Genomic DNA, 22,277 nt, shown 5'->3' with positions numbered 1-22,277 from the left:
AAAAATGATGAAAAATAGCGATAACATTATATTAAAAAATATTAATAAAAGTTACCAGAAAGGTAAAAACACGGTAGTCGTTCACCGCGACTTTAACTTAACGATTGAATCAGGTGAGTTTGTCGCATTAATGGGACCCTCAGGTTTAGGAAAAAGCACCTTACTGCATTTAATGGGTGGGCTTGATCAACCAACATCAGGTGAGGTGATTATTGGTACACAGCGTATTGATGATTTAAAACAAGCGTCATTAACCCAATGGCGCGCTGAAAACATTGGTTTTGTTTTTCAGTCACATCATTTATTACCGGTGTTAAGCGCCCAAGGTAATGTTGAACTGCCACTCGCGTTAACCTCGTTAAATAAAAAGCAACGACAAGAGCATGCTAGTTATGCGCTAGAGCTCGTTGGCATGAGTGATCGTGCTAGTCATTTTCCCAAAGAATTATCTGGCGGGCAAGAGCAGCGAGTTGCTATTGCACGCGCTATTGTCAGTGACCCTCATATATTGTTATGTGATGAGCCAACGGGAAATTTAGACAGACAAACAGCCAATGAAATTCTTGCTTTACTTGACCAACTTAATCGCGACTTTGGTAAAACCATTGTAATGGTCACACATGATAAAAAAGCAGCTAACTACGCCAGTAGAGTGATTAATTTAGAGTCTTATATTGGCGAAGCACATAACTGTCATATGGGTGAAAACAGATGAACCTACTGGTATTAGTTTGGCGGAACAGCTTTCGTAAAAAAGTACGTTTTTGGTTAACTTGTACTTCTGTCATGGTGGCTTTTTTCTTATTGACGACCTTGTCTGGAGTGGATCAGGCGCTTACGGCTAATGTAAGCAGTAGCAATCAATACCGCTTAATGACCAGTCATAAAATATCAATGACACAATCTCTCCCCATTAACACTCAACAAAAAATTGCGGCATTACCGGGCGTAAAACAAGTCAGTTTTGCATCTTGGTTTGGCGGATACTTTCAAAATGAAAAAAATCAGCTGCCCGTAACTGCGGTTGACCATCATCATTACTTCAATTTATTTGATGAATATATCATCCCTGGTGAGCAACTAGCGCAATGGAAAAAAACGCGCACAGGCATTGTTATTGGCCAGGGACTTGCTGATAAATATGGTTGGAAAATCGGTGATACCGTGCCATTAAGCTCTTCTATTTGGATGAATAAAAGTGGTTCATTTAATTGGTCGTTTACCGTTTCTGCCATTTACCAAACGGCTCAGCATTCATCTGCTGATAATAAAGTGTTTTTCCAACATGCTTATTTTGATAAAGGGCGTGCTTATGCTAATGATTCTTTGGGGTGGTTATCGACTGAAATAACTGAAAATGCCAACGTAGATGACGTTATTACTGCTATCGACTTATTGTTCTCGCATACCATCAATCCAACCCGTACCACGACTGAACAGGTTTTTATTAAAGAACAAGCGCAACAGTTTGTTGATATGGCTATGGTCATTAATCTTGTGGTTGTTGCCGTATTTTCTACTTTATTGCTGATTGTTTGCAATACCATGATCCAAACCATTCGTGAGCGTAATAATGAAAGCGCGATGATGAAAGCTTTAGGGTTTTCAGCGACACGTTTAATTCAAGGAATTTACCTAGAGGCGCTGTTATTAATTGGCTTAGGCGCTTTAGTGGGCAGTATTCTTGCCTCTTTATCTCTCGCATTGGTTGGCCAGAGTTTTAATGATTTTTTACCGGGTATATCGATTAAGCCAAGTCATTATTTAACCGTATTTGCCTGGGTAAATATTGCTGCGGCTTTTTGCACCGTATTTCCGGCGGTAGCGATTAAACAACTTGTTATCAGCAAAACGTTAGGAGACAAGGCATGAATATTTCATTAAAGGGGTTGCATTCATTGTTCATCAATGTAAGACAAGCAAAAGCGTTAACGGTTATTAATTTTAAAAGTTTTCCGCAGCGTGTTATTGCATCCACAGTTAGTATCTTGAGTATTGCTTGCGTTGCAGGCGTTATTTTAAGTGTTTTGGCAATGACAGAGGGAATGATGAAAACACTGGAACGTACCGGTTTAGACAATACCGTATTAGTGATGCGCGCGGGAGCCTCTTCAGAATTGCAAAGCGTGATGTTTCCAATAGAGGTTAATATTTTAGCAAATAATCAAAAAATCATTAAAGATGAACAAGGGCTGGCGCAAGTATCGGCTGAAATGTTTGTTAATGCTGAAGTGACTTATATTTCTAATGTAGATACCGTCGCTCAAGAAACAGAAACGAAAAGTTTAGCGTTGCGAGGTATCAGTAAATCGACTCAACAATTTCGCCCTAATTTTCGCTTAGTCAAAGGTGAAATGTTTGCTACGGGTGTGCGTCAGCTCATTGTTGGTCAGGCAATAACGCGTAGAATGCCAGGGTTAATTATTGGCAAAGTTATCACCTTAGGTGGAGCAGAGTGGACAGTCAGTGGGATTTTTTCTGACGGAAATAGTGTTTTTGAATCAGAATTGTGGGCTGATATTGGTATGGTACAGAGTGATTATCGTCGAGGAAATACGCTACAGTCTATCCGCTTAGCATTAAAAGATATTAGCGATTTACCACAATTAGAAAAAGAGTGGCAGGACGACCCTAGGTTAAACATTAGAGTATTAACAGAAAAACAATTTTTTGCTGATCAAGCCAGTAACTTAACACGCTTAATTCGTTGGTTAGGTTTTCCTATTGCTATTGTTATGGCGTTAGGCGCAATAGTGGCTGCACTTAATACCATGTATGCCGCCATAGCAAGTCGCTCTAAGGAAATAGCTACGCATAAAGCGATAGGTTTTAGTCCCTTTGCAATTTCAATGTCTATTCTTTGTGAAGCCTTGCTCATTGCTTTTGTTGGTGGGTTGTTAGGCATACTACCTTTATATTGTGTCTTTGATGGTTGGACGGCCGCCACGCAAAATGCCAGTAATTTGAGTCAAATGATGTTCAATTTTGATATTACGGTTTTGTTGATGATTAAAACAATGTCGTTAGCGTTATTTATTGGTTTATTAGGCGGGCTATTACCCGCAATAAAGGCGATGCGCTTACCTGTTACCGAAGCTTTACGTGACTAATTCCCCCTCAGGCACACATTAGCTGTGTTGTTGATTAATGTGTTTTGTATCGGCGCTGATACTTTCTCTTCTGCCAAAAGTCATTTTTTTTATAACAAACCATGACTTTTGGCACCTTTGTTTTAGCTTGTGAAACGTTATTATTTAAAGCAAGTAAATAGTTAATCACTCAAACACAAGGCAGCCCGTATGTTAAATAAACTCAGTGCTTTATTACAATTTCTCCCGCTTTCACTTTTTTCAATGATTGGTTTTTGGCAAGCTGAAACATCAAATGAAAGCTGGTTATTGGCGTTTCAAGTCGCCGCATTAGTGGGGATTTGTCAGTTAGTGTTAATCAGTAAACTTAAAATAGTGATGAGCCGTTTAATACTCTCAGCGAATATTTATCTAATTTTAGGTGGTTTAGCAGCATTTTTTCAACAATGGTGGTATTTAGCGTTTTATAGCATGTTGCAAGAGTCGGCTATTTTTATTGTGATGATTGTTGTTGGTATGACTACCATGCTCTTTTCAAATAATGGTTTTGTGGGGATCAACAAAACACGGATTAAAGAAACTAAACATCGGATAAACATTAATAAAAAATCAGCTTACTTATTTATCGCCGTACTGATATCGCTCGCTGTATCTTGGCTGTTTAAAGGTGATATCGCACTCTCTGTTATCGCACCTATTGTGATTCTCGCACTCTTGCAACGTTACCTTGTTCATCTTCATAACCAACAATATTCTTATAGTACCCTTTAACATTTAGGTGCCATAAGTCATGTTTAACTGCTGCAAAAATGATGACTTTTGGCACCTGTTTAACAAAAGCTTTAGTTTTACACTGGTCATGAATTAATAAACAAGTTTACTTATCCTCTTTCAATTTACATAAATAAAGGAATCATTATGATTTTTAAAAAAATAATCTCTTTTTCTGTCAACAGTTTAGCGCTTTCTGCAATAAGTGCATTGTCGATGATTTTATTATTAAACCAGCATGCCGTTGCTGCTGATTTAACGGTCAATATCAGTGATATTGAGCAAGGAAAAGGTCATGTTTTGGTTGGCTTATATGCTTCACAAAAAGAGTACGAAAGTGGTAAAGCCAGCTTTCACTCAAAAGTAAAAGCGATGAATGGTAAAGAAGTCACGGTATTTGAAAATTTACCTGATGGTGAATATGCGATAAAAATTTATCAAGATGAAAACGACAATAACAAAATGGATTTCAATATGATGGGGATCCCAAAAGAAGGCTATGGCTTTAGTAATAATGTCGGTATGTTTGGTGCGCCGAAATATGAAGAAGCTAAGTTTTTGGTGAAAGAAAATACAGCAATTGATATTGATTTATTTTAAAATCAATTGATTAGTTATGATTTTTATAAATATGCACGCTAACACCTTAGTGTGTATATATTTCATTTGAGTATTCATTTATGTTGATTTCGCCACTTCCTGAACATTTACGCAAAAATTGGTTGTTACATTTTTCAGGCTTTATTACTTGGTCAGTAATTTGCTATTTATCATTGGTTAATCTTAATCTAGGGATAGCGTTTTTTTTAAAACTGTCAGGTTTTATTGTTTTCTATCTTTCATTCGCTTGTATTATTTTTTCTGACAAAAAGGTGCCATCTACTTTAAATAAGATATTACTTGGGGTCGAAATTATTACGGTATTGCTATTAATAACATTCGACAAACATAATGTTGCTCCAATATTGTCAGTATTAATTGCGACACAGCTACCTTCAATGTTTACAAGAAGGCAAGCTATTTTAGTCATGGTCTTGATAACATTTTGCCATTTTATTATCGCTTATGATGGATATTTTGTTTCAAGTTTCTTTCATGTCATCATTTACTTTATGCTTCAAATTTTTGGATTTTCTGCCATAGAAACAATCTTACGTGAAGAGCGGGCGAAAGAAGAATTAGCGGCTATTAATCAAGAGCTATTAGCGACACGTTTTATGTTAAAAGCGTCATCACAAAAGCAAGAAAGATTACGAATATCTAGAGACTTACATGATGCTATTGGTCATCAGTTAACGGCGTTGTCTTTGAATTTAGAGGTCGCTAAACATAAAGTTTCCGAAGAATTTAAACCTTTACTGCAAGAAAACTTACAACTGGCTAAAACACTGCTAAGCAACGTTCGACAAGTGGTAAAAGAAATGCGTGAAGAAGAACAAATAGATCTTGTTTCGTCGCTTCAAAATTTAATTAATCAGTTACCTAATTGTCAGTTGCAGGTAATTTCATCTCCTGATATTAATTCACTGCAGCTAAAGCAACAGTTAATGTTTTGTCTGCAAGAGGGCGTCAGTAACGCACTTCGACATGGCAAAGCTAATCTATTTACTTTAGCCTGTGAAAAAATGAGCAATAGCTTAGTCATTAATTTGTCTGACAATGGCACGGTTACCACCAAGAATAACGAAAACTTTGGCAGTGGTTTAGCTGGCATGAACGAACGACTGATTGATTTTTCTGGCAAGGTAGCGCTTATTGATAATGAAAGTGGTTGCACCTTAAAAATACAGGTAGAGGATTGTTATGATTAATGTAGCTTTGGTTGATGACCAACAGTTGGTACGTCAGGGAATTGCGGGATTACTCTCGTTAAGTGACGATATAAGCATTATTTGGCAAGCTGAAAACGGTGAACATGCTCAAGAAATGTTAGCGAGTGAGATGATACCTGATGTGCTATTACTTGATATCAGAATGCCTAAGGTCAATGGTATTGAATTAGTAAAAATATTAAGAAGCCAAGGAAGTACTTTACCTATTCTTATGCTAACAACTTTTGATGACAGTGAGCTTTTTATGCAAAGTTTACAAGCTGGAGCGAATGGTTTTTTATTAAAAGACGTATCGTTAGAAAAGCTGGTTAATGCGGTTAAAACACTCGCTGATGGTGGTTTTGTTGCTGAACCGGTGGTTATGAAGCAATTGAACCAAGGTCTCAATGACGCACCCATGATTGATAATTTGACTGAAAAAGAGCAACAAATTTTAAAGTTGGTGGCAGGGGGATTTTCTAATAAAGAAATTGCCCGTAGTATATTTCTTGCAGAGGGGACAGTTAAAAATCATGTTTCTACTATTTTATCAAAACTTAATACTCGCGACAGAACTCGGGCGGTATTAATCGCGCTTAATCAGGGGCTTATCTAGCGGCTATAAACACTAATTGTCTTCTAAATGGCATGATTCAGTGTCTTCAAGATAATCTTGATAGTTGTCTTCATCAATATCGAGTAAGGTGAAAATCATCTCTTGTACATAAGGCCAGTCTGCAGAATTTTGACTGTGTCTATGGTTGTGTACAAGGTTTTCTGCCAGCTTTAATATCGCATAGTAAATTTCTTGTGGACGTGAATTTTTCATCTTGAGAAAATCACGGTCGTGATGCACTAAAATTAATGTGCAAATATCTTTGGGTAATCGCCAAGATGATGCTACGTAATAGCCAATAGTTGCGTGGCTTACCCCATAAAACTCGTCTTCAATAAGGGGTAAAGTTTTACTGGCTTTGTTATAAGCAAGCTCATAAGTCTCTGTATAATCGCTATATTTCATCGCCATGATGGGAATACCACAATCATGAAATAAACCAAGAGAAAAGAGCTTATCTTTTGAGGTGCCTTCTTTGAGCTTTTTGCCAATATGAACACAAGTATGGGCAATATGTGTTGCGCTATCCCAAAAATCTTCTAAAGCGATACTGCAATCTTTTTGGTCAAAACTACTTTTTATTAGCGTGTTAGTTACTAATGAATTTATGCCATTTAAACCGATATAGTGCACTGATTTATGAATATCGGATATGGAACGCGATAACCCATAATGTGGCGAGTTTATCGTTTTTAAGATAATTGAAGCCACGGCGACATCTTGTGAAATAATGTCAGCTAATACATTTAAGTCAGGCTCATCTTCCGCCATTATTTTTTGTAATTTACGTAATAAACTTGGCTGAGCAGGAATCGAAAATCCACGGCGTATATCAGCAAGTACTTTGTCATCAATTTCTAGCATAAGCATTTATCATTTTATTGATTAAGTTAATATTATAACTAGTGTTTTTATTGAACTACTATCGCCGAAATTGACTGTATTTACAACTTTATAGCTAAGAATTATATTGCTATGTACTATTGTGAGTGTTTGATGTTTATCGCTTGTTAAATATTTGGAAATACTTAATAGTATTGTTATGTTCACTTAAAATGATAATTATAATGCCGTCTATTCTCTCAATATTACCCGCACCTAAAATAAGTTATACGTTAATTAAAGCAATTAAAACGATCAGTGTAGTCTCTTTCTTTTATTCCGCTATTGTCAGTAGTACCACGATGGTTGATTTGCCGTCATGGCAACATAGTGTTTTACCTCATTCACCTTCTTTACGAGGAAGCGCGATTATTGATGATTCTTTGTGGGTAAGTGGCAGTAATAATGCTGTTTTTGTCAGCCAAGATGCGGGTAAAACGTGGGTTGATAAATCTGTAAATAGTCCATTAAAAACAGGTTTTCGTGATATTGCCTTATTCGATAAGCACACTGCGATTGTGATGGGGGTTGGCAGTGGTGAACAATCAGTGCTGTATAAAACATCTAATGGTGGGGATAGCTGGCAGTTGCTTTATCAGAATAAAGATAAAACCGGCTTTTTTGACGCTATTGCTTTTTGGGATCGTGAAAATGGTTTGCTGATGGGGGATCCTGTTGGTGGTTTTTACATGATCAAAAAAACCAGTGACGGCGGGAAAACGTGGCGAAGAATAAGTATTGATAAAATACCACCATTAGTTGAAAAAGAAGCTGCTTTTGCTGCAAGTGGAAATACGCTAATTGTTGGCAAGCAAGGCAAGGCTTGGTTAACAACCGGCGGATTTTCAGCGTCGGTTTATAGCAGCGAGGACTTTGGTGAAACATGGCAACGACATGCGGTGCCGTTATTTTCTGAAACACAAACAGCAGGTGGCTATGGTTTAGCATTAAATTCACAGCAACAAATATTTGTCGTGGGTGGAGACTACGAACAACGTCCTGCAAATTACCCTAATATGGCAACTTTTATGAATAACCAATGGCGTTCAGTCACTACAGGGCAGCATGGATTACGTTCAGCAATGAGCTGCCAAGGTGATGTTTGCATTGCTACCGGAAAAACCAGTAGTGATATTTCATATAATTCAGGAAAAACCTGGCAAGTATTAGCAAACTCTGAGGGAGAAAAAGACGATAAAGGGTTCTATAGCTTAGCGAGTAGTAATATGATGTTTTTAGCCGCAGGCTCTGAGGGGAAAGTGGCTGTTTATTCGTTAAGGCCAAAATAATTTTATGAGACAAAAGCTTTATCTTTAGAGAATTGAAATCAAAGATAAAGCTTGAATTTTTTATTCATAAGCCGTTAGTGACTTTTACCCGTAGAGTCACGAACAATCAGTTGTGGCGTGTAATGACGAACACTGTTTTGAGCGGTTTGTTTACGCGACTTTGCAATTAATAAGTTGGCTGCATCTTCAGCTATTTTTTGGTTTGGTTGATTTGCTGTCGTTAAACGTGGCCATGTTTGTCGAGAAAAAGGTGAGTTTTCAAAACCGGCAATAGAGAGTTGATCCGGAATGGAAATCCCCATTAAACGTGCGGCAAATAAAGAGCCTGCGGCAATTTCATCGTTACATGAAAAAATAGCCGTTGGGCGAACATCTTCAGACATTAATTGTTTTGCGCCATGCACACCCGATTCAAACGAATACTCACCATCAATAATTAACCGTTCATCAATAGCGATATCATTATCAGTTAAAGCTTGTTTATAACCTCGCAAACGCTCAACCGTTGACATATGGGCAGCCTCACCACCAATAAAAGCAATATTCTTATGGCCTAAATCAATTAAATGTTGGGTAATACTCACCGAAGCAGCATGGTCATTAACCATTATGCAGGGGGCTAATTCGTCGGGGGCAACATCGCCTGACATTATTCGCACAACATCAACATCTAAATCAATAATTTTTTGTACAAATTCAGGCATTTCAGAGAAAGGTGGGGTAAGCACTAAACCAGCAACACGTGTCTTTCTTACCATGTCGGCAATTTCATCAAGTACATGTTCAGATTTTGCTTGGCATGGATGAATAAGCAACTCAAAACCTTGTTGTTTACAAGCAGCCAAAATACCATTTTGCATGTCTATTACATAATATGCGTTGGGGTTATCGTATATAAAAGCAATACTGTACGCTTTAGTGCCCGCTAAATTACGTGCTGCTAAGTTGGGTTGATAATGTAACGCATTTACCGCTTCCATGACTTTTTCACGGGTCAATTGTCGGACTGATGACTCATTGTTCATTACTCTTGAAACGGTTTTTATTGAAACACCCGCTTGTTTGGCGACATCATTTATTGTAGCTTTCATCTGTTAAAACAGCCTTGTGTATTATTCTTGTTCTGCTGCGCAACAGAGTATTGTTTCTTTCGCATTGCGGCAACTACTTATTGAAAAATAACTGAACCTATGACTTAATCTAGAGGTTAAATTATAATGAAATGAAATTGACAGCGCTGTCATTATCAAATATGGTACACCATCGAAGGGTTAAATTAATGCACTATAGGAATACTTATGTCAAGTCGCCAAACACTAAATAGTTGGAAAAAGCTTACGCAGCTTGCTCAAGAGAAGAAGTCTCAGCATATGAATGATCTGTTTGCTCAAGACAGTGAACGCTTCGACAAGTTTTCTATAGAGTTACCTAAGTTATTGTTAGATTACTCAAAGAACCTCATTGATAGTGAAACAATGAAGACACTTTTTGAGCTCGCAACTGAATGTAAAGTACTTGAATGGCGTGAAAAAATGTTTATTGGTGCAAAAATCAATAAAACAGAAGATCGTGCTGTTTTACATACGGCCTTACGGCGTAAGAGTAAAGAACCTTTAATTGTTGATGGTGAGAATGTCACTACCAGCGTACAAGTACAACTAGAAAAAATGGAAGGCTTTGTTAACCATGTTCGTGAAGGAAAATGGTTAGGGTATTCTGGTAAACGTATTACTGATGTCGTTAACATTGGCGTAGGTGGCTCAAACCTTGGTCCACAAATGGTCACTGAAGCCTTAAAACACTACAGTGACAACAGCATCAATGTGCATTATGTTTCTAATGTTGATGGCGCACAAATAGTAGAAATACTGCGTCCGCTTGACCCTGAAAGGGTTTTATTTATTGTTTCCAGCAAAACTTTTACCACGACAGAAACAATGACTAATGCTAAAACGGCAATTAGATGGCTTACCGCCTCGTCGTTTGATGATAATGCTGTCGGCAAGCACTTTGTCGCGGTAACGGCAAACAAAGAAAATGCCATGGGTTTTGGTATTAAAGAAGAAAATATCTTTGGAATGTGGGACTGGGTAGGTGGTCGCTTTTCATTATGGTCAGCCATTGGTTTAGCTATAGCGCTTGATTTAGGCTTTGATAAATTTATGGAATTGCTTGATGGCGCTAATGAAATGGATGAACATTTTCAAAATGCGCCAATAGAGCAAAATATGCCAGCAATAATGGCCTTACTCAGCGTTTGGAACACTACTTTTTTAGGGGCTAGATCTCAAGCGATCCTCCCATATGATCAAACCTTACATATGCTTTCTGCTTATTTACAACAAGCCGAAATGGAGAGTAATGGTAAATCAGTTTCGTGGAATGGTGATGAAGTTGACTATGCCACCGTACCCTCAATATGGGGCGAACTCGGTATTAATGGCCAGCATGCTTTTTATCAGTACTTACACCAAAGTAATAATGTGGTACCTGCTGATTTTATTGGTTCGGTTGCCAGTGTTACGCCGGTATCTGGTCATCACGAAACGTTAATGTCGAATTTTTTTGCACAGACACAAGCATTAATGACCGGCGTCAATGAAAAACAAGTACGTGCTGATTTGAAAGCAAAAGGGCGGACACCTGATTACATCGATAAGGTGGCTCCTCATAAAGTGCACAAAGGGAATCGTCCAACCAACACGATTCTTTTAAAACGCATAGATCCTAAGACGTTAGGCAATCTTATTGCTCTCTACGAGCATAAAATATTTGTTCAGGGGATCGTTCTACAAATCTGTTCGTTTGACCAATGGGGCGTAGAATTAGGAAAAGGGTTAGCTGAAAGTATTCATAAAGAGCTTGAAAGTGGTATCGTTTCACAAAACCATGATTGCTCAACCCTCAATTTAATGAATTATTATAATAAGGCAAAATAGTCTTTTATGTTAATTTAATAGCTAAAACGCTAACAAATTGTTAGCGTTTTTTATTATCTGAATTGCAAAAACAAACAATAATAACTCCCTTCATAGCAATAATTAATAGCGTAACTCCCTAGTATTCAATAAAGTAAATTTTTATTCATCAAACACTTGTTTAAATGAATGAAATAGCGATTTATTTGCATATAAAATATTTAAATGTACAAAATAAATACGACTTTTTTGTAAAAATATTAAAATAAAACTCTTTTGTTTACAGTTTGTTGCATTAAGTCGTGGTATTAAATGCTAATCAAGTGTAGCCAGATGGTGATTTTTTGTGTAATGTTTTGTTTAGCCTATGACAACGCTGTCATGAATTAAAAAGACAGCGCTGTCTTTATCAGGTTATTAAAACATAACTAATTATATCTATAAAAAACGTGTGTAAGGGAAAGTCAATGTCATCTAAAAAATTTAAAAAAGGCATGTTAGCAAGTTCAATTGCTTTAGTGCTAGCGGGCGGTGCTACACCATTCGCAATGGCTGCTGAAGAAGTTAAAGCGGCCGATCAAGAAACAGAGGTAATTGAAGTTCGCGGTATCCGTGGTTCTTTGAAGCAAGCATTAAATCAAAAGAGATTTTCTAACGCGGTTGTTGATTCAATTTCTGCAGAAGATATTGGTAAATTCCCCGATAGAAACATTGCAGAGTCACTACAAAGAATACCTGGCGTAACGATTGGCAGAAGTTTTGCTGGTGAAGGTGGGGATGTTTCTATCCGCGGTACTAACTCAGAATTAACACAAGTTAGTATGAATGGTAACTATGTTGCTTCAACCGGATGGTTTTCACAAGCAGCAGCAAAGCGTTCTTTTGATATGGATTTATTACCACCAGAACTTGTCGCTGGTGTTGATGTTTATAAATCGCCAACAGCAAGCCTTGATGAAGGTGGTGTTGGTGGTACTGTCGTTGTGCGCACTCGTAAGCCGTTAGAACTAGACTCTAACACCTTGTTTTTGTCTGCTGAATACCAAGATAACAGCCTTTCTGACGAAAATGGTCAAGGCCTAACTGGCATGTATAGCTGGAAAAATGATCAAGAAAACTTCGGTGTTTTAGCGAGTTTATCTACACTAGAAACTGTTGGGCGTGCACACAAAGCAGAAAACTACATGGATGATGGTTGGGCGGGTGCAGGTATTTCAGAATTCGCGCAAACTCGTGAACGTGAAGCGGTTGATTTAACTGTTCAGTATTCACCCTCTGACGATTTATCAATGAATGTGCATTACTTTCAAGTTGATCTAGACTCTGCTAACAGTAACCAAAACTATTTAATTATTGCGGGTACAGATCCAACTGGCTTTAATGACCAAGTTACTGGAGCGACTAAATTCTCTCCGACTAATGGTTTTGCGCTAAATGGTAACTATTCTGGTGCACCACTTGATGATCAGAATACCCGTAATGCTGAAATGGATACCGAAGTCATCGCATTTGAAGTTAATTATACGGCTGATACCTATTCAATCAATGCCAAAGTTGGTTCTACTGAAGCGACAGGTGGTGACGGCGGTAACTACAACGCTGGTTGGGTTTCAAGTAACAGTAATACCTCTATTGATTTCGATATGAGTGGCGATAATGCCATGTTGCTTTCTCCTAATGGTACAGATCCAAGTAACCATTCTGAATACATTTTAAGTAGTGGTGCTGTTACTGCCGGCTATCGTAAAGATGAAGAGACTTTCGCACAGTTTGATGTTGATTTTAACGTTGAGTGGGGCCCAATTTCTAACTTTAAAACCGGTGTTAAGTTACGAGATCATGAATTTACAAGTTACTCAGATGCATGGACGTTTGATGATAGCTTGACTACAGGTATCACTAAAGCAACATTTGCTGATGGCCATTTTAATCACTCTGGTGCAGGGTTACTTTCGGGTACTCCAACAAATATTGCGCGTGCAGACGGTGCACAATTAAGAGCGCATTATGATGCTCACAAAACGGGTTCATCATTAAATACAAACAGTTACGGTGTTATTAAAGAAGATATTTTTGCTTTATACGGACAAGCTGATTTTAGTGGCGATAACTATCGTGGTAATTTCGGTTTACGCTATGTTGCTACTGATACCTCTGCTGATTATTACGGTTATGTAGACACCGCTAAAATAGTTACAGAAGACAGTGATTACTCAGATTGGTTACCTAGCTTTAACTTAGCATTAAATCTTCATGAAAATGTAATACTACGTTTGTCTGCTGCTAAAGTAATGAGTCGTCCTAATTATTCGTTCTTAAATCCAGCGGCTAGCGTTAACGAGACTACTCGAAGCATTGCTCGCGGTAGTATTGCGCTTGACCCATATCGTGCAAACCAATATGACATTGGTTTAGAGTGGTACTTTAATGAAGAGTCTTTATTATCAGCAACATTGTTCTCTAAAGATATTCGTTCTTTTATTATTAATGGTGCTAACGAAAGTAAAGTCGATGTGAATGGTGATGAATATATTTTGCGTGAACCCGGTCAGGGTTTAGGTGGCGAACTTCAAGGTATAGAAGGTCAATATCAACAGCAAATGGGTCAATTCGGCTGGTCAGCTAACATTACTTATACTGAAGGGTTTGGCTTACAAGATTTAGGCGCTGATGGCGGAGGCATTGTTGAAAGACCATTACCGGGTATGTCTAAACTTAGCTACAACTTAAGTGCTTACTATGAAACTGACCTTATTTCAGCTCGAGTTGCTTACACCTACCGTGATGATTTTATCGCTCCATCTACTGGTATCGGTGGTAACACTGCGTGGGATGCTCATGGTTTTGTTGACGCGAATGTTACTTGGCATGCCACTGAAAACTTAGATGTAAGCGTTGAAGGTTCTAACTTATTCGAAGAAACGACTACGCAACGATTTGGTGAGGGTTTCACTGCTATGCGTTTAGCGGCAGATAATGGTCGCAACGTATTCTTAAAAGTATCTTACCGCTTATAACGGGTAATTTGTTTCGATGAAAGGATAGGTTTTACTTCCTTTCATCGTTATTCTAGGCTTAGTATATATTTTTTCCTAAATATCTATTGAGCCTCAATTTTTACATGAACTCCTTTCAACCCTTCATTACACGATGAGCCTTCATAATGACTACAGTTAATAATGATATTTTAATTATTGGTGGCGGAACCGCTGGTTGGTTAAGTGCTGCTATTTTGGCTAAAAGCTTAAATTGCAAAGCAGAAAATGGCATAAAGGTTACTGTCGTTGAATCACCAGATATTCCTATTATTGGTGTTGGAGAGGGGACATGGCCTAATTTAAGAGCTACGTTACATAAAATAGGCGTGAGTGAAACTGACTTTATTCGTGAGTGTGATGCTACCTTCAAGCAAGGAGCTGAATTTATAAATTGGGCTAAAACGCCTAAAAAGAATGAAAAATCAAGTTATTACCATCCACTTGGCACGGTAAGCCACTCTTCTTATGACTTTAATTTAGCTCCCTATTGGTTGTTAAAAAATAAAACAACTAGATTACCTTATGACCAAACCGTAGCTTCTCAGGCAAGAATTTGTGACCAAGGTTTAGCGCCTAAGCAAATCGTTATGCCCGAATACAGTGCAGCTCAAGAGTACGCATATCATTTAAATGCCAATAAATTTTCTAACTTCTTAAAAAAACATTGTATTGATAATTTAGGGGTGAAATTTGTCAGTGCTAATGTGACGAACATCGTGTTGGATGAAAATGACTTCATCACACATGTTGAAACAGATCGTCATGAAGAAAAGCAAATATCCGCAGATTTTTTTATAGATTGCAGTGGGTCTAAAGGGCTTATTATTAAGCAAACTTATAATATTGAATGGCATGATATTAGCGATGTTCTTTTTAATGATACCGCTTTTGCTGTTCAAGTTCCCTATGCAGATAAAAAGCAACCAATCAAAACACACACCTTATCGACAGCACAAGAGGCTGGGTGGATTTGGGATATTGGCCTACAAGAAAGACGCGGTGTAGGTCATGTTTTTAGTAGTAAATATATTAGTGATGAAAAAGCTAAACAACAACTCATCGACTATATTGGCGACGATTATACGGATGATCTTGTTATTCGAAAAATCCCAATAAAGCTTGGTTACCACCAGAAGTTTTGGCATAAAAATAGTGTTGCCATTGGCATGTCTGCTGGTTTTGTTGAACCACTAGAAGCTTCCGCTATTTATTTGTTTGATGCGGCTGCTACCATGATTGCGGCGCAATTTCCTCGTGACAAAAAGCAAATGCTTTATGCAGAGCAGCAGTTTAATCAAAACTTTAAAATTCGCATGGAACGAACAGTTGAATTTATTAAATTACATTATTGCATTTCAGCGCGCAGAGATTCGCAATATTGGATTGATAATTGTGAGCCGACCACAATACCAAATAAGTTAAAACAAAGACTCGAATTCTGGAAGAGTCAACCACCTACAAAGTTCGATTTTGACCATGCTTGGGAACCCTTTAACTTAGACAGTTATTTGTATGTATTGTATGGCATGCATTATCAAACAGATTTATCAGGTAATACTTCGGCTTATCCTGATGTTAAAAAGGCTGAAAAATTATTTTCAAATGTTGATCGACAAAGTGAATTATTAAAAAATCAATTACCCAAACAGCGCGATCTCATTGAGAAAGTAAAAGAATTTGGATTTAACAAAGTATAAAGGTGCTATTGAATGAATGATGGAATGATTAATCAAGTTGTTATTGTTGGTGGAGGTACTGCTGGCTGGCTAACAGCAGCTAAACTTGCGAAGCATCTTGGCTCGAATAAGTCAGATTCAGTGCAGGTTACTCTCATTGAATCACCTGATATTCCAACCGTGGGCGTCGGCGAAGGTACGTGGCCAACTATGCGAAAAACATTGGCTGATTTAGATATCGAAGAACATGACTTTATTAATTATTGTAATGCTTCTTTTAAGCAGGCAACAAAATTTGTTAATTGGCGAACGCCTGCTAAAAATGGTCAAGACTCTGTTTATTATCATTTGTTTAGTTCTGTTGCTCATGCAGATGAATTTAATCTCAGTCCTTATTGGTCTTTGTCAGATCAGCAAATAGATTACGCTAATTTTGTTAGCCCACAGGCGCTTATTTGTGAAGGTGGTTTAGCACCAAAAACAATAGCTAATAGAGGATACGATGGCTTATTAAATTATGCTTATCATTTAGATGCAGGAAAATTTGCTGATTTTTTAAAAAAGATAAGCTGCGAACGTTTCGGTGTTAAGCATCTAGCAGCAAACGTATTATCAGCAAATTTGAATGCTTTAGGTGAAATTTCCTCTATTGACACAAAAGAGTTAGGCCGTATTGACGGTGATTTTTTTGTAGATTGTACGGGTGGTCGCTGTTTGTTGTTAGGTGAAGCTTTAGGGGTCGGGTTTACGCCTATTAACGACGTTTTGTTTACCGATAATGCTATAGCGATACAAGTGCCTTATCAAAATGAAGAGGATGCTATAAGTAGTTCAACTATTTCAACAGCACATTCTGCGGGTTGGACATGGGACATAGGGTTGTCAAATCGCCGTGGCACTGGCTATGTTTATTGTTCTGATTTTGTTAGTCATGATCAAGCAGAGCAAACATTACGTGATTATATTGGTCCACAAGCAGAACAACTGTCGGCGCGAAGGTTAAAAATTTCATCAGGGTATAGAAATAAATTTTGGGAAAAAAATTGTGTGGCAATAGGTATGTCTGCCGCTTTTGTCGAGCCCTTAGAGGCTTCAGCTATTTTTCTCATAGAGGCTTCAGCCAATATGCTGTGTGAATTATTTCCTCGTAATAAGCGACAATTACCCGCGGTTGAAAAAACATTCAACGACTCATTTCACTACCGTTGGAAAAGGACGATAGACTTTATTAAGTTACATTATTTTTTATCTCAACGACAAGAAAGTTTTTGGTTAGAAAATAAGTCTCTAAATTCTGTACCAGAGAGTTTATTAGAGCAACTCGATAATTGGAAACATCGTCCGGTGAGTAAATATGATTTTCAAAATACCTTTGAACCTTTTATTCAAGACAGCTACCAATATGTTTTGCACGGCATGGGCTACGCACAAGCATTAGAATATAACGCTTCAACGTTTAATGAACACCGTATGCTTGAAAGCATTTTAAAGAAAAATGCTAAATTAAAACAACACCTACAAAATAATCTGCCAACCAATAGAGACTTACTGAATAAGGTAAGGGCTTTTGGTTTTCAAAAAATATAAAAATATAAAAATAAATATTACTGGAGAAATACATGGCTAACTTATCGCCACTCAATAAAAGTCAGCATCAAGCACTGAAAGTAAAAGTAGACCCTAGTTATGCACATAGTGCTAATAGCCATGTTACACCGATTTCCGTTTTTGAATTACCGCAAGTCCAGGCGGAATATCCTATTGTTTTTATAAAAGATGCAGAAACAGGACGTTTCCATTTAGTTGCGTTACTTGGTTTAAGGCCGCAGGAAAATTTGTTTCATAAAAAAGAGGGCTGGAATGCTTTATATGTTCCTCAGCACCTAACTAACTTTCCTTTCGTATTATCGTCGTCTGTTGAACAACCTAATAATTTTGTTGTGGGTATTGATTTAGACAGTAAAAGGGTATCAGAGAGCGATGGTGAAGCATTGTTTACTGATACAGGTGAGCAAACAAAGTATTTAGTGCAAGTCACAGAAAATCTTGCTCGAGCTAATTCACAACTGAATGCAACTCAACTTTTTATCAATACAATGGTAGATAAAAGTTTACTCTCTTCTCAATCATTAACGATTAAACCTAGTAACGGTAAAGAGTTTACGGTAACGGGGTTATATTCCATCGATGAAGAAGCCTTTAAAGATTTAAATGATTCAAACTACCAAGAATTAAAAGACAAAGGGTTTCTTGCTGCGATATATAGTTGTTTATTTTCTACACAGCGTATAGCGAAGTTGATTAGCCTTAGCGAAAACTAAACATCAACATCAACTAATTTATAATGGAACCTCAACCCCCGAAGCAGTTTTGGCATTCTATTGATTAACGTAAACTTGTGAGTAAGAAAAACATGAACAGACAACTCCTCGTCTTATTTTTGGTAACGAGCATAAATTTATTCGGCTGTGAAAATTCAACAATTCATTCCGCTACGACCAATGACAAGACCCAGCAAGATGTATTACTTAAGCGCTTAGTTAAAGCTTCTCAAACTGATATTGATAATATTGCTGCTACGCTCAATGTTAAGTATAAAGTAATAACAAATATACCTAGCGATAAGTGTGATAAAAACATCGCTGACGGTAATTGCTTTGAAGTTGAACTAAGCTTTACAGCTTCTCAAGCGATTAAAAGTAATGATTGGCATATTCACTTTAGTCAAATTGCGCCTATTCAATCCTTTGAGAGTGAAGAATTCAACATTGTTCATATTAATGGCGATTTACATAAAATATCATTGAATGATAAATTTAAAGGTTTCACTGCGGGTGAAACCAAAACCTTATTATTTAGAGCTATGTTTTGGTCGTTGTCTGAAACAGATGCTTTACCTAACTATATTGTCAGTGTAAATAATTTACAACCTCGTGTAATAGCCAGTACCAAGCCATATACAAACAGTGAAACAGGATTAGAAGTGCTGCCTTATGTTGTGCCGTTCACTGATGTTGAAAAGCAGTTTAAACGTACCGCCCAAGATTCTACTCAGTGGCTCGATGCGGCAAGTTTATATCAAAGAAATACTCAATTAGGTGAGCAAAAGCTCGATGTGAGCAAGGTGATTATACCTACGCCGAAGTCGGTTATTTATAGTAAGAATAATGCTCAGCTTAGTCTTACTTCTGGTATTAATGTTGATTATGGCAATGTCGAAAAAGATGATGTTATGGTAGCAATTACTCGCTTAGACACCTTAGGTATTGCTAATAATACTCAAGGCAAGCCTGTCACGTTAAGACTTGTTGAAGACAACAGTAAAATGATTGGCAGTTACCAATTAGACATCACCACAACAGATATTAAGATAACAGGTGTTGACGGCGCTGGTGTTTTTAATGGCTTGCAATCACTATCAAGCTTAATCACCTTAGGTTCAACGCAAGTACCTGTGTTAACGGTTAATGATGAACCTCATTATGAGTTTCGCGGTTTGTTAATTGATGTTGCGCGTAACTTTCACGATAAGACGTTTATTTTAACGCTGCTTGATCAAATGGCGGCTTATAAACTTAATAAGCTACATTTACACTTAGGTGATGATGAAGGCTGGCGATTAGAGATCCCTTCATTACCGGAATTAACCGAAATTAGCAGTAGACGTTGTTTTGATTTAAACGACCAAAATTGTTTGTCACCACAACTCGGTGCTGGCGTTGATGCTAAAAGTGAAGTAAATGGCTATTATTCTGTGGCTGACTATCAAGAAATATTGCAAGCGGCAACGGCCCGTCATATTCAAGTGATCCCCTCTTTAGATATGCCAGGGCATTCGCGTGCCGCGATTAAAGCGATGGCAGCGCGTACTAAAAAATACGCTATAGCCGAACAAGGTGACAAATCGCAACAGTTTATTCTCCATGAGGTTAATGACCCAACGGTCTACTCCTCGGTTCAATTTTATAATGATAATACCATTAACGTTTGTTTAGAGTCTTCCTACGACTTTGTTACTGAAGTGATGACTCAAGTTAAAAAAATTCATGCTGATGGCGGTCAACCACTAACGCGTTACCATATTGGTGCAGATGAAACTGCTGGGGCTTGGATAGAGTCGCAAGCTTGTATAGATTTTGTTGCCAATAATGATAAAGGCGTGAAGGAAATGAGTGAGCTTGGTGCTTATTTTATTGAGCGTGTTGCGAATATATTATCTGATTTGGATATAGAAACTGCAGGTTGGAGTGATGGTATGGAGCATACTCGCAAAGAAAATATGCCTGCTATTGTTCAGTCCAATGCCTGGGATACTTTAGCTTGGGGAGGTCATAATAAAACCCATCAATTGGTCAATAGAGATTGGCAAGTTGTATTGTCATCACCCGATGTATTGTATTTTGATTTTCCTTATGAAGCGGATCCCAAAGAACATGGTTACTATTGGGCTTCTCGACATACGAATACTGAAAAAGTTTTCCAATTTATACCCGACAATCTACCTATTCATGCTGAGTTTTGGTTAGACCGTCAAGACAACCCTTATCAAGCCGATGATAGCCAAACACCAATGAAGTTAGGTAATCGTTTTTTGGGTATCCAAGGGCAATTGTGGAGTGAAAACACACGTACTGACCATACGGCGCAATATAAATTATTTCCACGACTTTTTGCTTTAGCCGAGCGTGCATGGCATTTAGCTGATTGGGCGGTTCCGTATAATTATCAAGGAGCTAAATACAGTCAAGCAACCAAATTTTTTACGGCACAGAAAAAAGCACAACGTAATCAACAATGGCAATTATTTGCAAATACTATTGGTCAAAAAGCGTTAGTTAAATTAGAAAATGATAACATTTTTTATCGATTACCTACTGTGGGGGCGATTGTGAAAGAGGGGAAGCTTTATGCCAACATCGCCTTTCCGGGCATTGCTATTGAGTATAAAGAACAAGCGGGCAACTGGACGCTTTATGAAGCCCCCGTTGATATTAAAGGAGACGTGAGCGTTAGGAGTATTAGTTTTGACAGGCAGCGTAAAGGTCGTTCTGTTACGGTTAAAAGCAACTAATTCACAGTTGACCCTATGGGCTGTTTAGCTAATAATTTTAGTTTAATCAGCCTATTGTGTTTTTATTTGTTGAATATAAATAAAAATAATTGATTTTTACTTAAAAAGTAAATGACAACGCTGTCATTAGTCGTTAAGATGAAATCAGAATATATTTTAGTCACTGATTGTTTATCAGTTTGAGTGACAAAATAATAAATATACAGACATGAGGTCAACATGCTGAGCAGCAGTGACAATAAAGAAATATTTTTAGGCATTGATGGCGGTGGTAGTAAGTGTAAAGCTATCGTAATGTCGGGTGATAACAAAATATTAGGAACCGGTATTGCAGGTCCTGCTAACCCATTACATGGATATGAACAAGCAATTAACTCGATTGCTGAATCAGCTAAATTAGCATTTAAAGATGCTGGAATTGATGAAAGTGAATTGGGTCATATAGTTGCTGGCGTTGGCCTTGCGGGGGTTAATTTACCCGCTTTATTTAAACAAATGTCAAATTGGCAACATCCGTTTAAAAAGATGTACCTGACCACTGATCTCCTCGTTGCCTGTCTTGGTGCCCACGACGGAAAAGACGGTGCGGTTATTATCACAGGTACGGGGTCGTGTGGTTTCTCTTATGTAGATGGACATTCATATATTGTTGGCGCGCACGGTTTTCCTCATGGTGATAAAGGCAGTGGCGCGTGGTTTGGTTTGCAGGCAGCGAAACAATCTTTATTGTCACTCGATGGACTTATTCCCCCGTCATCAATTAATGACAAGATATTAGCGCTATTAAAGGTAAAAGATGATGTTGAACTCGTTGAAGTTATTGCTGGAAAACCCGCCGCATTTTATGCTCGTATGGCGAATTTGGTTTTTGACTCAGCTGAAGAAGGTGACAAACTTGCCTTAGCAATTGTTAATGAAGGCGCCGAGTATATTAGTCATGTTGCTAAGCAGCTATTAAAGCAACATCCTCCTGAAATATCATTAATTGGTGGTTTAACACCAAGAATAAAACCTTGGTTAGATATAGATCTTCAAGCGAAACTTATTGAACCGTTATATCCTCCTGAGGTGGGTTCTATCATTTTTGCTAAGCAACAGCTTGCTTTACAGTAAGCC

The 22,277-nt window shown here is 37.8% G+C and carries 17 protein-coding genes; 15 read left to right on the top strand and 2 right to left on the bottom strand.

Annotated elements, in window-relative coordinates:
• Window positions 1-4 precede the first annotated feature (4 nt).
• The 7 genes from H4J39_RS04215 (at window position 5) to H4J39_RS04185 (ending at window position 6,287) form a co-directional block, all read left to right on the top strand.
• Entirely contained in the window at window positions 5-715 is a 711-nt protein-coding gene (locus H4J39_RS04215; protein ID WP_259366709.1) for an ABC transporter ATP-binding protein, read from the top strand.
• On the top strand, window positions 712-1,872 hold the full coding sequence (locus H4J39_RS04210) for an ABC transporter permease (protein WP_182226132.1): 1,161 nt from the start codon (window positions 712-714) through the stop codon (window positions 1,870-1,872). The genes H4J39_RS04215 and H4J39_RS04210 overlap by 4 nt, the downstream gene beginning before the upstream one ends.
• Complete coding sequence (locus H4J39_RS04205) at window positions 1,869-3,110, top strand: ABC transporter permease (RefSeq protein ID WP_182226131.1); 1,242 nt, start codon at window positions 1,869-1,871, stop codon at window positions 3,108-3,110. Before H4J39_RS04210 ends, H4J39_RS04205 begins: the two co-directional genes overlap by 4 nt.
• A gap of 189 nt (window positions 3,111-3,299) precedes the next feature.
• Window positions 3,300-3,860, top strand: coding sequence for a hypothetical protein (locus H4J39_RS04200; protein ID WP_182226130.1), 561 nt, complete (start codon window positions 3,300-3,302; stop codon window positions 3,858-3,860).
• Between the two features lie 147 nt (window positions 3,861-4,007).
• On the top strand, window positions 4,008-4,460 hold the full coding sequence (locus H4J39_RS04195; RefSeq protein ID WP_182179576.1) for a DUF2141 domain-containing protein: 453 nt from the start codon (window positions 4,008-4,010) through the stop codon (window positions 4,458-4,460).
• A gap of 80 nt (window positions 4,461-4,540) precedes the next feature.
• Window positions 4,541-5,671 carry a sensor histidine kinase gene (locus H4J39_RS04190; RefSeq protein ID WP_182179578.1) on the top strand — a complete coding sequence of 377 codons (1,131 nt, stop codon included), beginning with the start codon at window positions 4,541-4,543 and terminating at the stop codon, window positions 5,669-5,671.
• On the top strand, window positions 5,664-6,287 hold the full coding sequence (locus H4J39_RS04185) for a response regulator transcription factor (protein ID WP_182224596.1): 624 nt from the start codon (window positions 5,664-5,666) through the stop codon (window positions 6,285-6,287). The genes H4J39_RS04190 and H4J39_RS04185 overlap by 8 nt, the downstream gene beginning before the upstream one ends.
• 12 nt (window positions 6,288-6,299) lie before the next feature.
• Here the strand turns inward: H4J39_RS04185 and H4J39_RS04180 are convergent, their stop codons facing one another.
• Entirely contained in the window at window positions 6,300-7,151 is an 852-nt protein-coding gene (locus tag H4J39_RS04180) for an HDOD domain-containing protein (RefSeq protein WP_182226129.1), read from the bottom strand.
• A gap of 203 nt (window positions 7,152-7,354) precedes the next feature.
• Here H4J39_RS04180 and H4J39_RS04175 point away from each other — a divergent pair, with 203 nt between their 5' ends.
• On the top strand, window positions 7,355-8,458 hold the full coding sequence (locus H4J39_RS04175) for an oxidoreductase (protein WP_182226128.1): 1,104 nt from the start codon (window positions 7,355-7,357) through the stop codon (window positions 8,456-8,458).
• 74 nt (window positions 8,459-8,532) lie between these two features.
• Here H4J39_RS04175 and H4J39_RS04170 read toward each other — a convergent pair whose 3' ends face one another.
• The gene (locus H4J39_RS04170) at window positions 8,533-9,549 is read right to left on the bottom strand and encodes a LacI family DNA-binding transcriptional regulator (RefSeq protein ID WP_182226127.1); all 1,017 of its coding nucleotides are present in this window, start codon (window positions 9,547-9,549) and stop codon (window positions 8,533-8,535) included.
• A 207-nt stretch (window positions 9,550-9,756) separates the two neighbouring features.
• Between H4J39_RS04170 and pgi the strand changes: the two genes are divergently transcribed.
• From pgi to nagK, 7 genes are all read left to right on the top strand, one after another.
• Entirely contained in the window at window positions 9,757-11,397 is a 1,641-nt protein-coding gene (pgi, locus tag H4J39_RS04165; RefSeq protein ID WP_182226126.1) for a glucose-6-phosphate isomerase, read from the top strand.
• 446 nt (window positions 11,398-11,843) lie between these two features.
• The gene (locus tag H4J39_RS04160) at window positions 11,844-14,393 is read left to right on the top strand and encodes a TonB-dependent receptor (RefSeq protein WP_182226125.1); all 2,550 of its coding nucleotides are present in this window, start codon (window positions 11,844-11,846) and stop codon (window positions 14,391-14,393) included.
• Between the two features lie 146 nt (window positions 14,394-14,539).
• The gene (locus H4J39_RS04155) at window positions 14,540-16,111 is read left to right on the top strand and encodes a tryptophan halogenase family protein (protein ID WP_182226124.1); all 1,572 of its coding nucleotides are present in this window, start codon (window positions 14,540-14,542) and stop codon (window positions 16,109-16,111) included.
• A 12-nt stretch (window positions 16,112-16,123) separates the two neighbouring features.
• Window positions 16,124-17,677: a tryptophan halogenase family protein gene (locus H4J39_RS04150; RefSeq protein WP_182226123.1), complete on the top strand. Its 1,554-nt coding sequence runs from the start codon at window positions 16,124-16,126 to the stop codon at window positions 17,675-17,677.
• Window positions 17,678-17,709: 32 nt separating this feature from the next.
• On the top strand, window positions 17,710-18,411 hold the full coding sequence (locus H4J39_RS04145) for a SapC family protein (RefSeq protein WP_182226122.1): 702 nt from the start codon (window positions 17,710-17,712) through the stop codon (window positions 18,409-18,411).
• A 92-nt stretch (window positions 18,412-18,503) separates the two neighbouring features.
• On the top strand, window positions 18,504-21,161 hold the full coding sequence (locus tag H4J39_RS04140) for a family 20 glycosylhydrolase (protein ID WP_182226121.1): 2,658 nt from the start codon (window positions 18,504-18,506) through the stop codon (window positions 21,159-21,161).
• A gap of 219 nt (window positions 21,162-21,380) precedes the next feature.
• Complete coding sequence (gene nagK / locus H4J39_RS04135) at window positions 21,381-22,274, top strand: N-acetylglucosamine kinase (RefSeq protein ID WP_182226120.1); 894 nt, start codon at window positions 21,381-21,383, stop codon at window positions 22,272-22,274.
• Window positions 22,275-22,277 lie beyond the last annotated feature (3 nt).

This window comes from Colwellia sp. Bg11-12, assembly GCF_014076955.1.
Taxonomy (GTDB): Bacteria; Pseudomonadota; Gammaproteobacteria; order Enterobacterales; family Alteromonadaceae; genus Colwellia_A.
The sequence above is the reverse complement of the archived record's forward strand: the minus strand, read 5'-3'. Positions and strand labels throughout refer to the sequence as shown.

Bases quoted from the DNA above. Each gene is read 5' to 3' on its own strand.
- H4J39_RS04215 (WP_259366709.1), top strand. From the start codon at position 5: ATGATGAAAAATAGCGATAACATTATATTAAAAAATATTAATAAAAGT.
- H4J39_RS04200 (WP_182226130.1), top strand. From the start codon at position 3,300: ATGTTAAATAAACTCAGTGCTTTATTACAATTTCTCCCGCTTTCACTT.
- H4J39_RS04210 (WP_182226132.1), top strand. From the start codon at position 712: ATGAACCTACTGGTATTAGTTTGGCGGAACAGCTTTCGTAAAAAAGTA.
- H4J39_RS04160 (WP_182226125.1), top strand. From the start codon at position 11,844: ATGTCATCTAAAAAATTTAAAAAAGGCATGTTAGCAAGTTCAATTGCT.
- pgi (WP_182226126.1), top strand. From the start codon at position 9,757: ATGTCAAGTCGCCAAACACTAAATAGTTGGAAAAAGCTTACGCAGCTT.
- H4J39_RS04190 (WP_182179578.1), top strand. From the start codon at position 4,541: ATGTTGATTTCGCCACTTCCTGAACATTTACGCAAAAATTGGTTGTTA.
- H4J39_RS04180 (WP_182226129.1), bottom strand. From the start codon at position 7,151: ATGCTAGAAATTGATGACAAAGTACTTGCTGATATACGCCGTGGATTT.
- H4J39_RS04185 (WP_182224596.1), top strand. From the start codon at position 5,664: ATGATTAATGTAGCTTTGGTTGATGACCAACAGTTGGTACGTCAGGGA.
- H4J39_RS04145 (WP_182226122.1), top strand. From the start codon at position 17,710: ATGGCTAACTTATCGCCACTCAATAAAAGTCAGCATCAAGCACTGAAA.
- H4J39_RS04175 (WP_182226128.1), top strand. From the start codon at position 7,355: ATGCCGTCTATTCTCTCAATATTACCCGCACCTAAAATAAGTTATACG.
- H4J39_RS04140 (WP_182226121.1), top strand. From the start codon at position 18,504: ATGAACAGACAACTCCTCGTCTTATTTTTGGTAACGAGCATAAATTTA.
- H4J39_RS04195 (WP_182179576.1), top strand. From the start codon at position 4,008: ATGATTTTTAAAAAAATAATCTCTTTTTCTGTCAACAGTTTAGCGCTT.
- H4J39_RS04205 (WP_182226131.1), top strand. From the start codon at position 1,869: ATGAATATTTCATTAAAGGGGTTGCATTCATTGTTCATCAATGTAAGA.
- H4J39_RS04170 (WP_182226127.1), bottom strand. From the start codon at position 9,549: ATGAAAGCTACAATAAATGATGTCGCCAAACAAGCGGGTGTTTCAATA.
- nagK (WP_182226120.1), top strand. From the start codon at position 21,381: ATGCTGAGCAGCAGTGACAATAAAGAAATATTTTTAGGCATTGATGGC.
- H4J39_RS04150 (WP_182226123.1), top strand. From the start codon at position 16,124: ATGAATGATGGAATGATTAATCAAGTTGTTATTGTTGGTGGAGGTACT.
- H4J39_RS04155 (WP_182226124.1), top strand. From the start codon at position 14,540: ATGACTACAGTTAATAATGATATTTTAATTATTGGTGGCGGAACCGCT.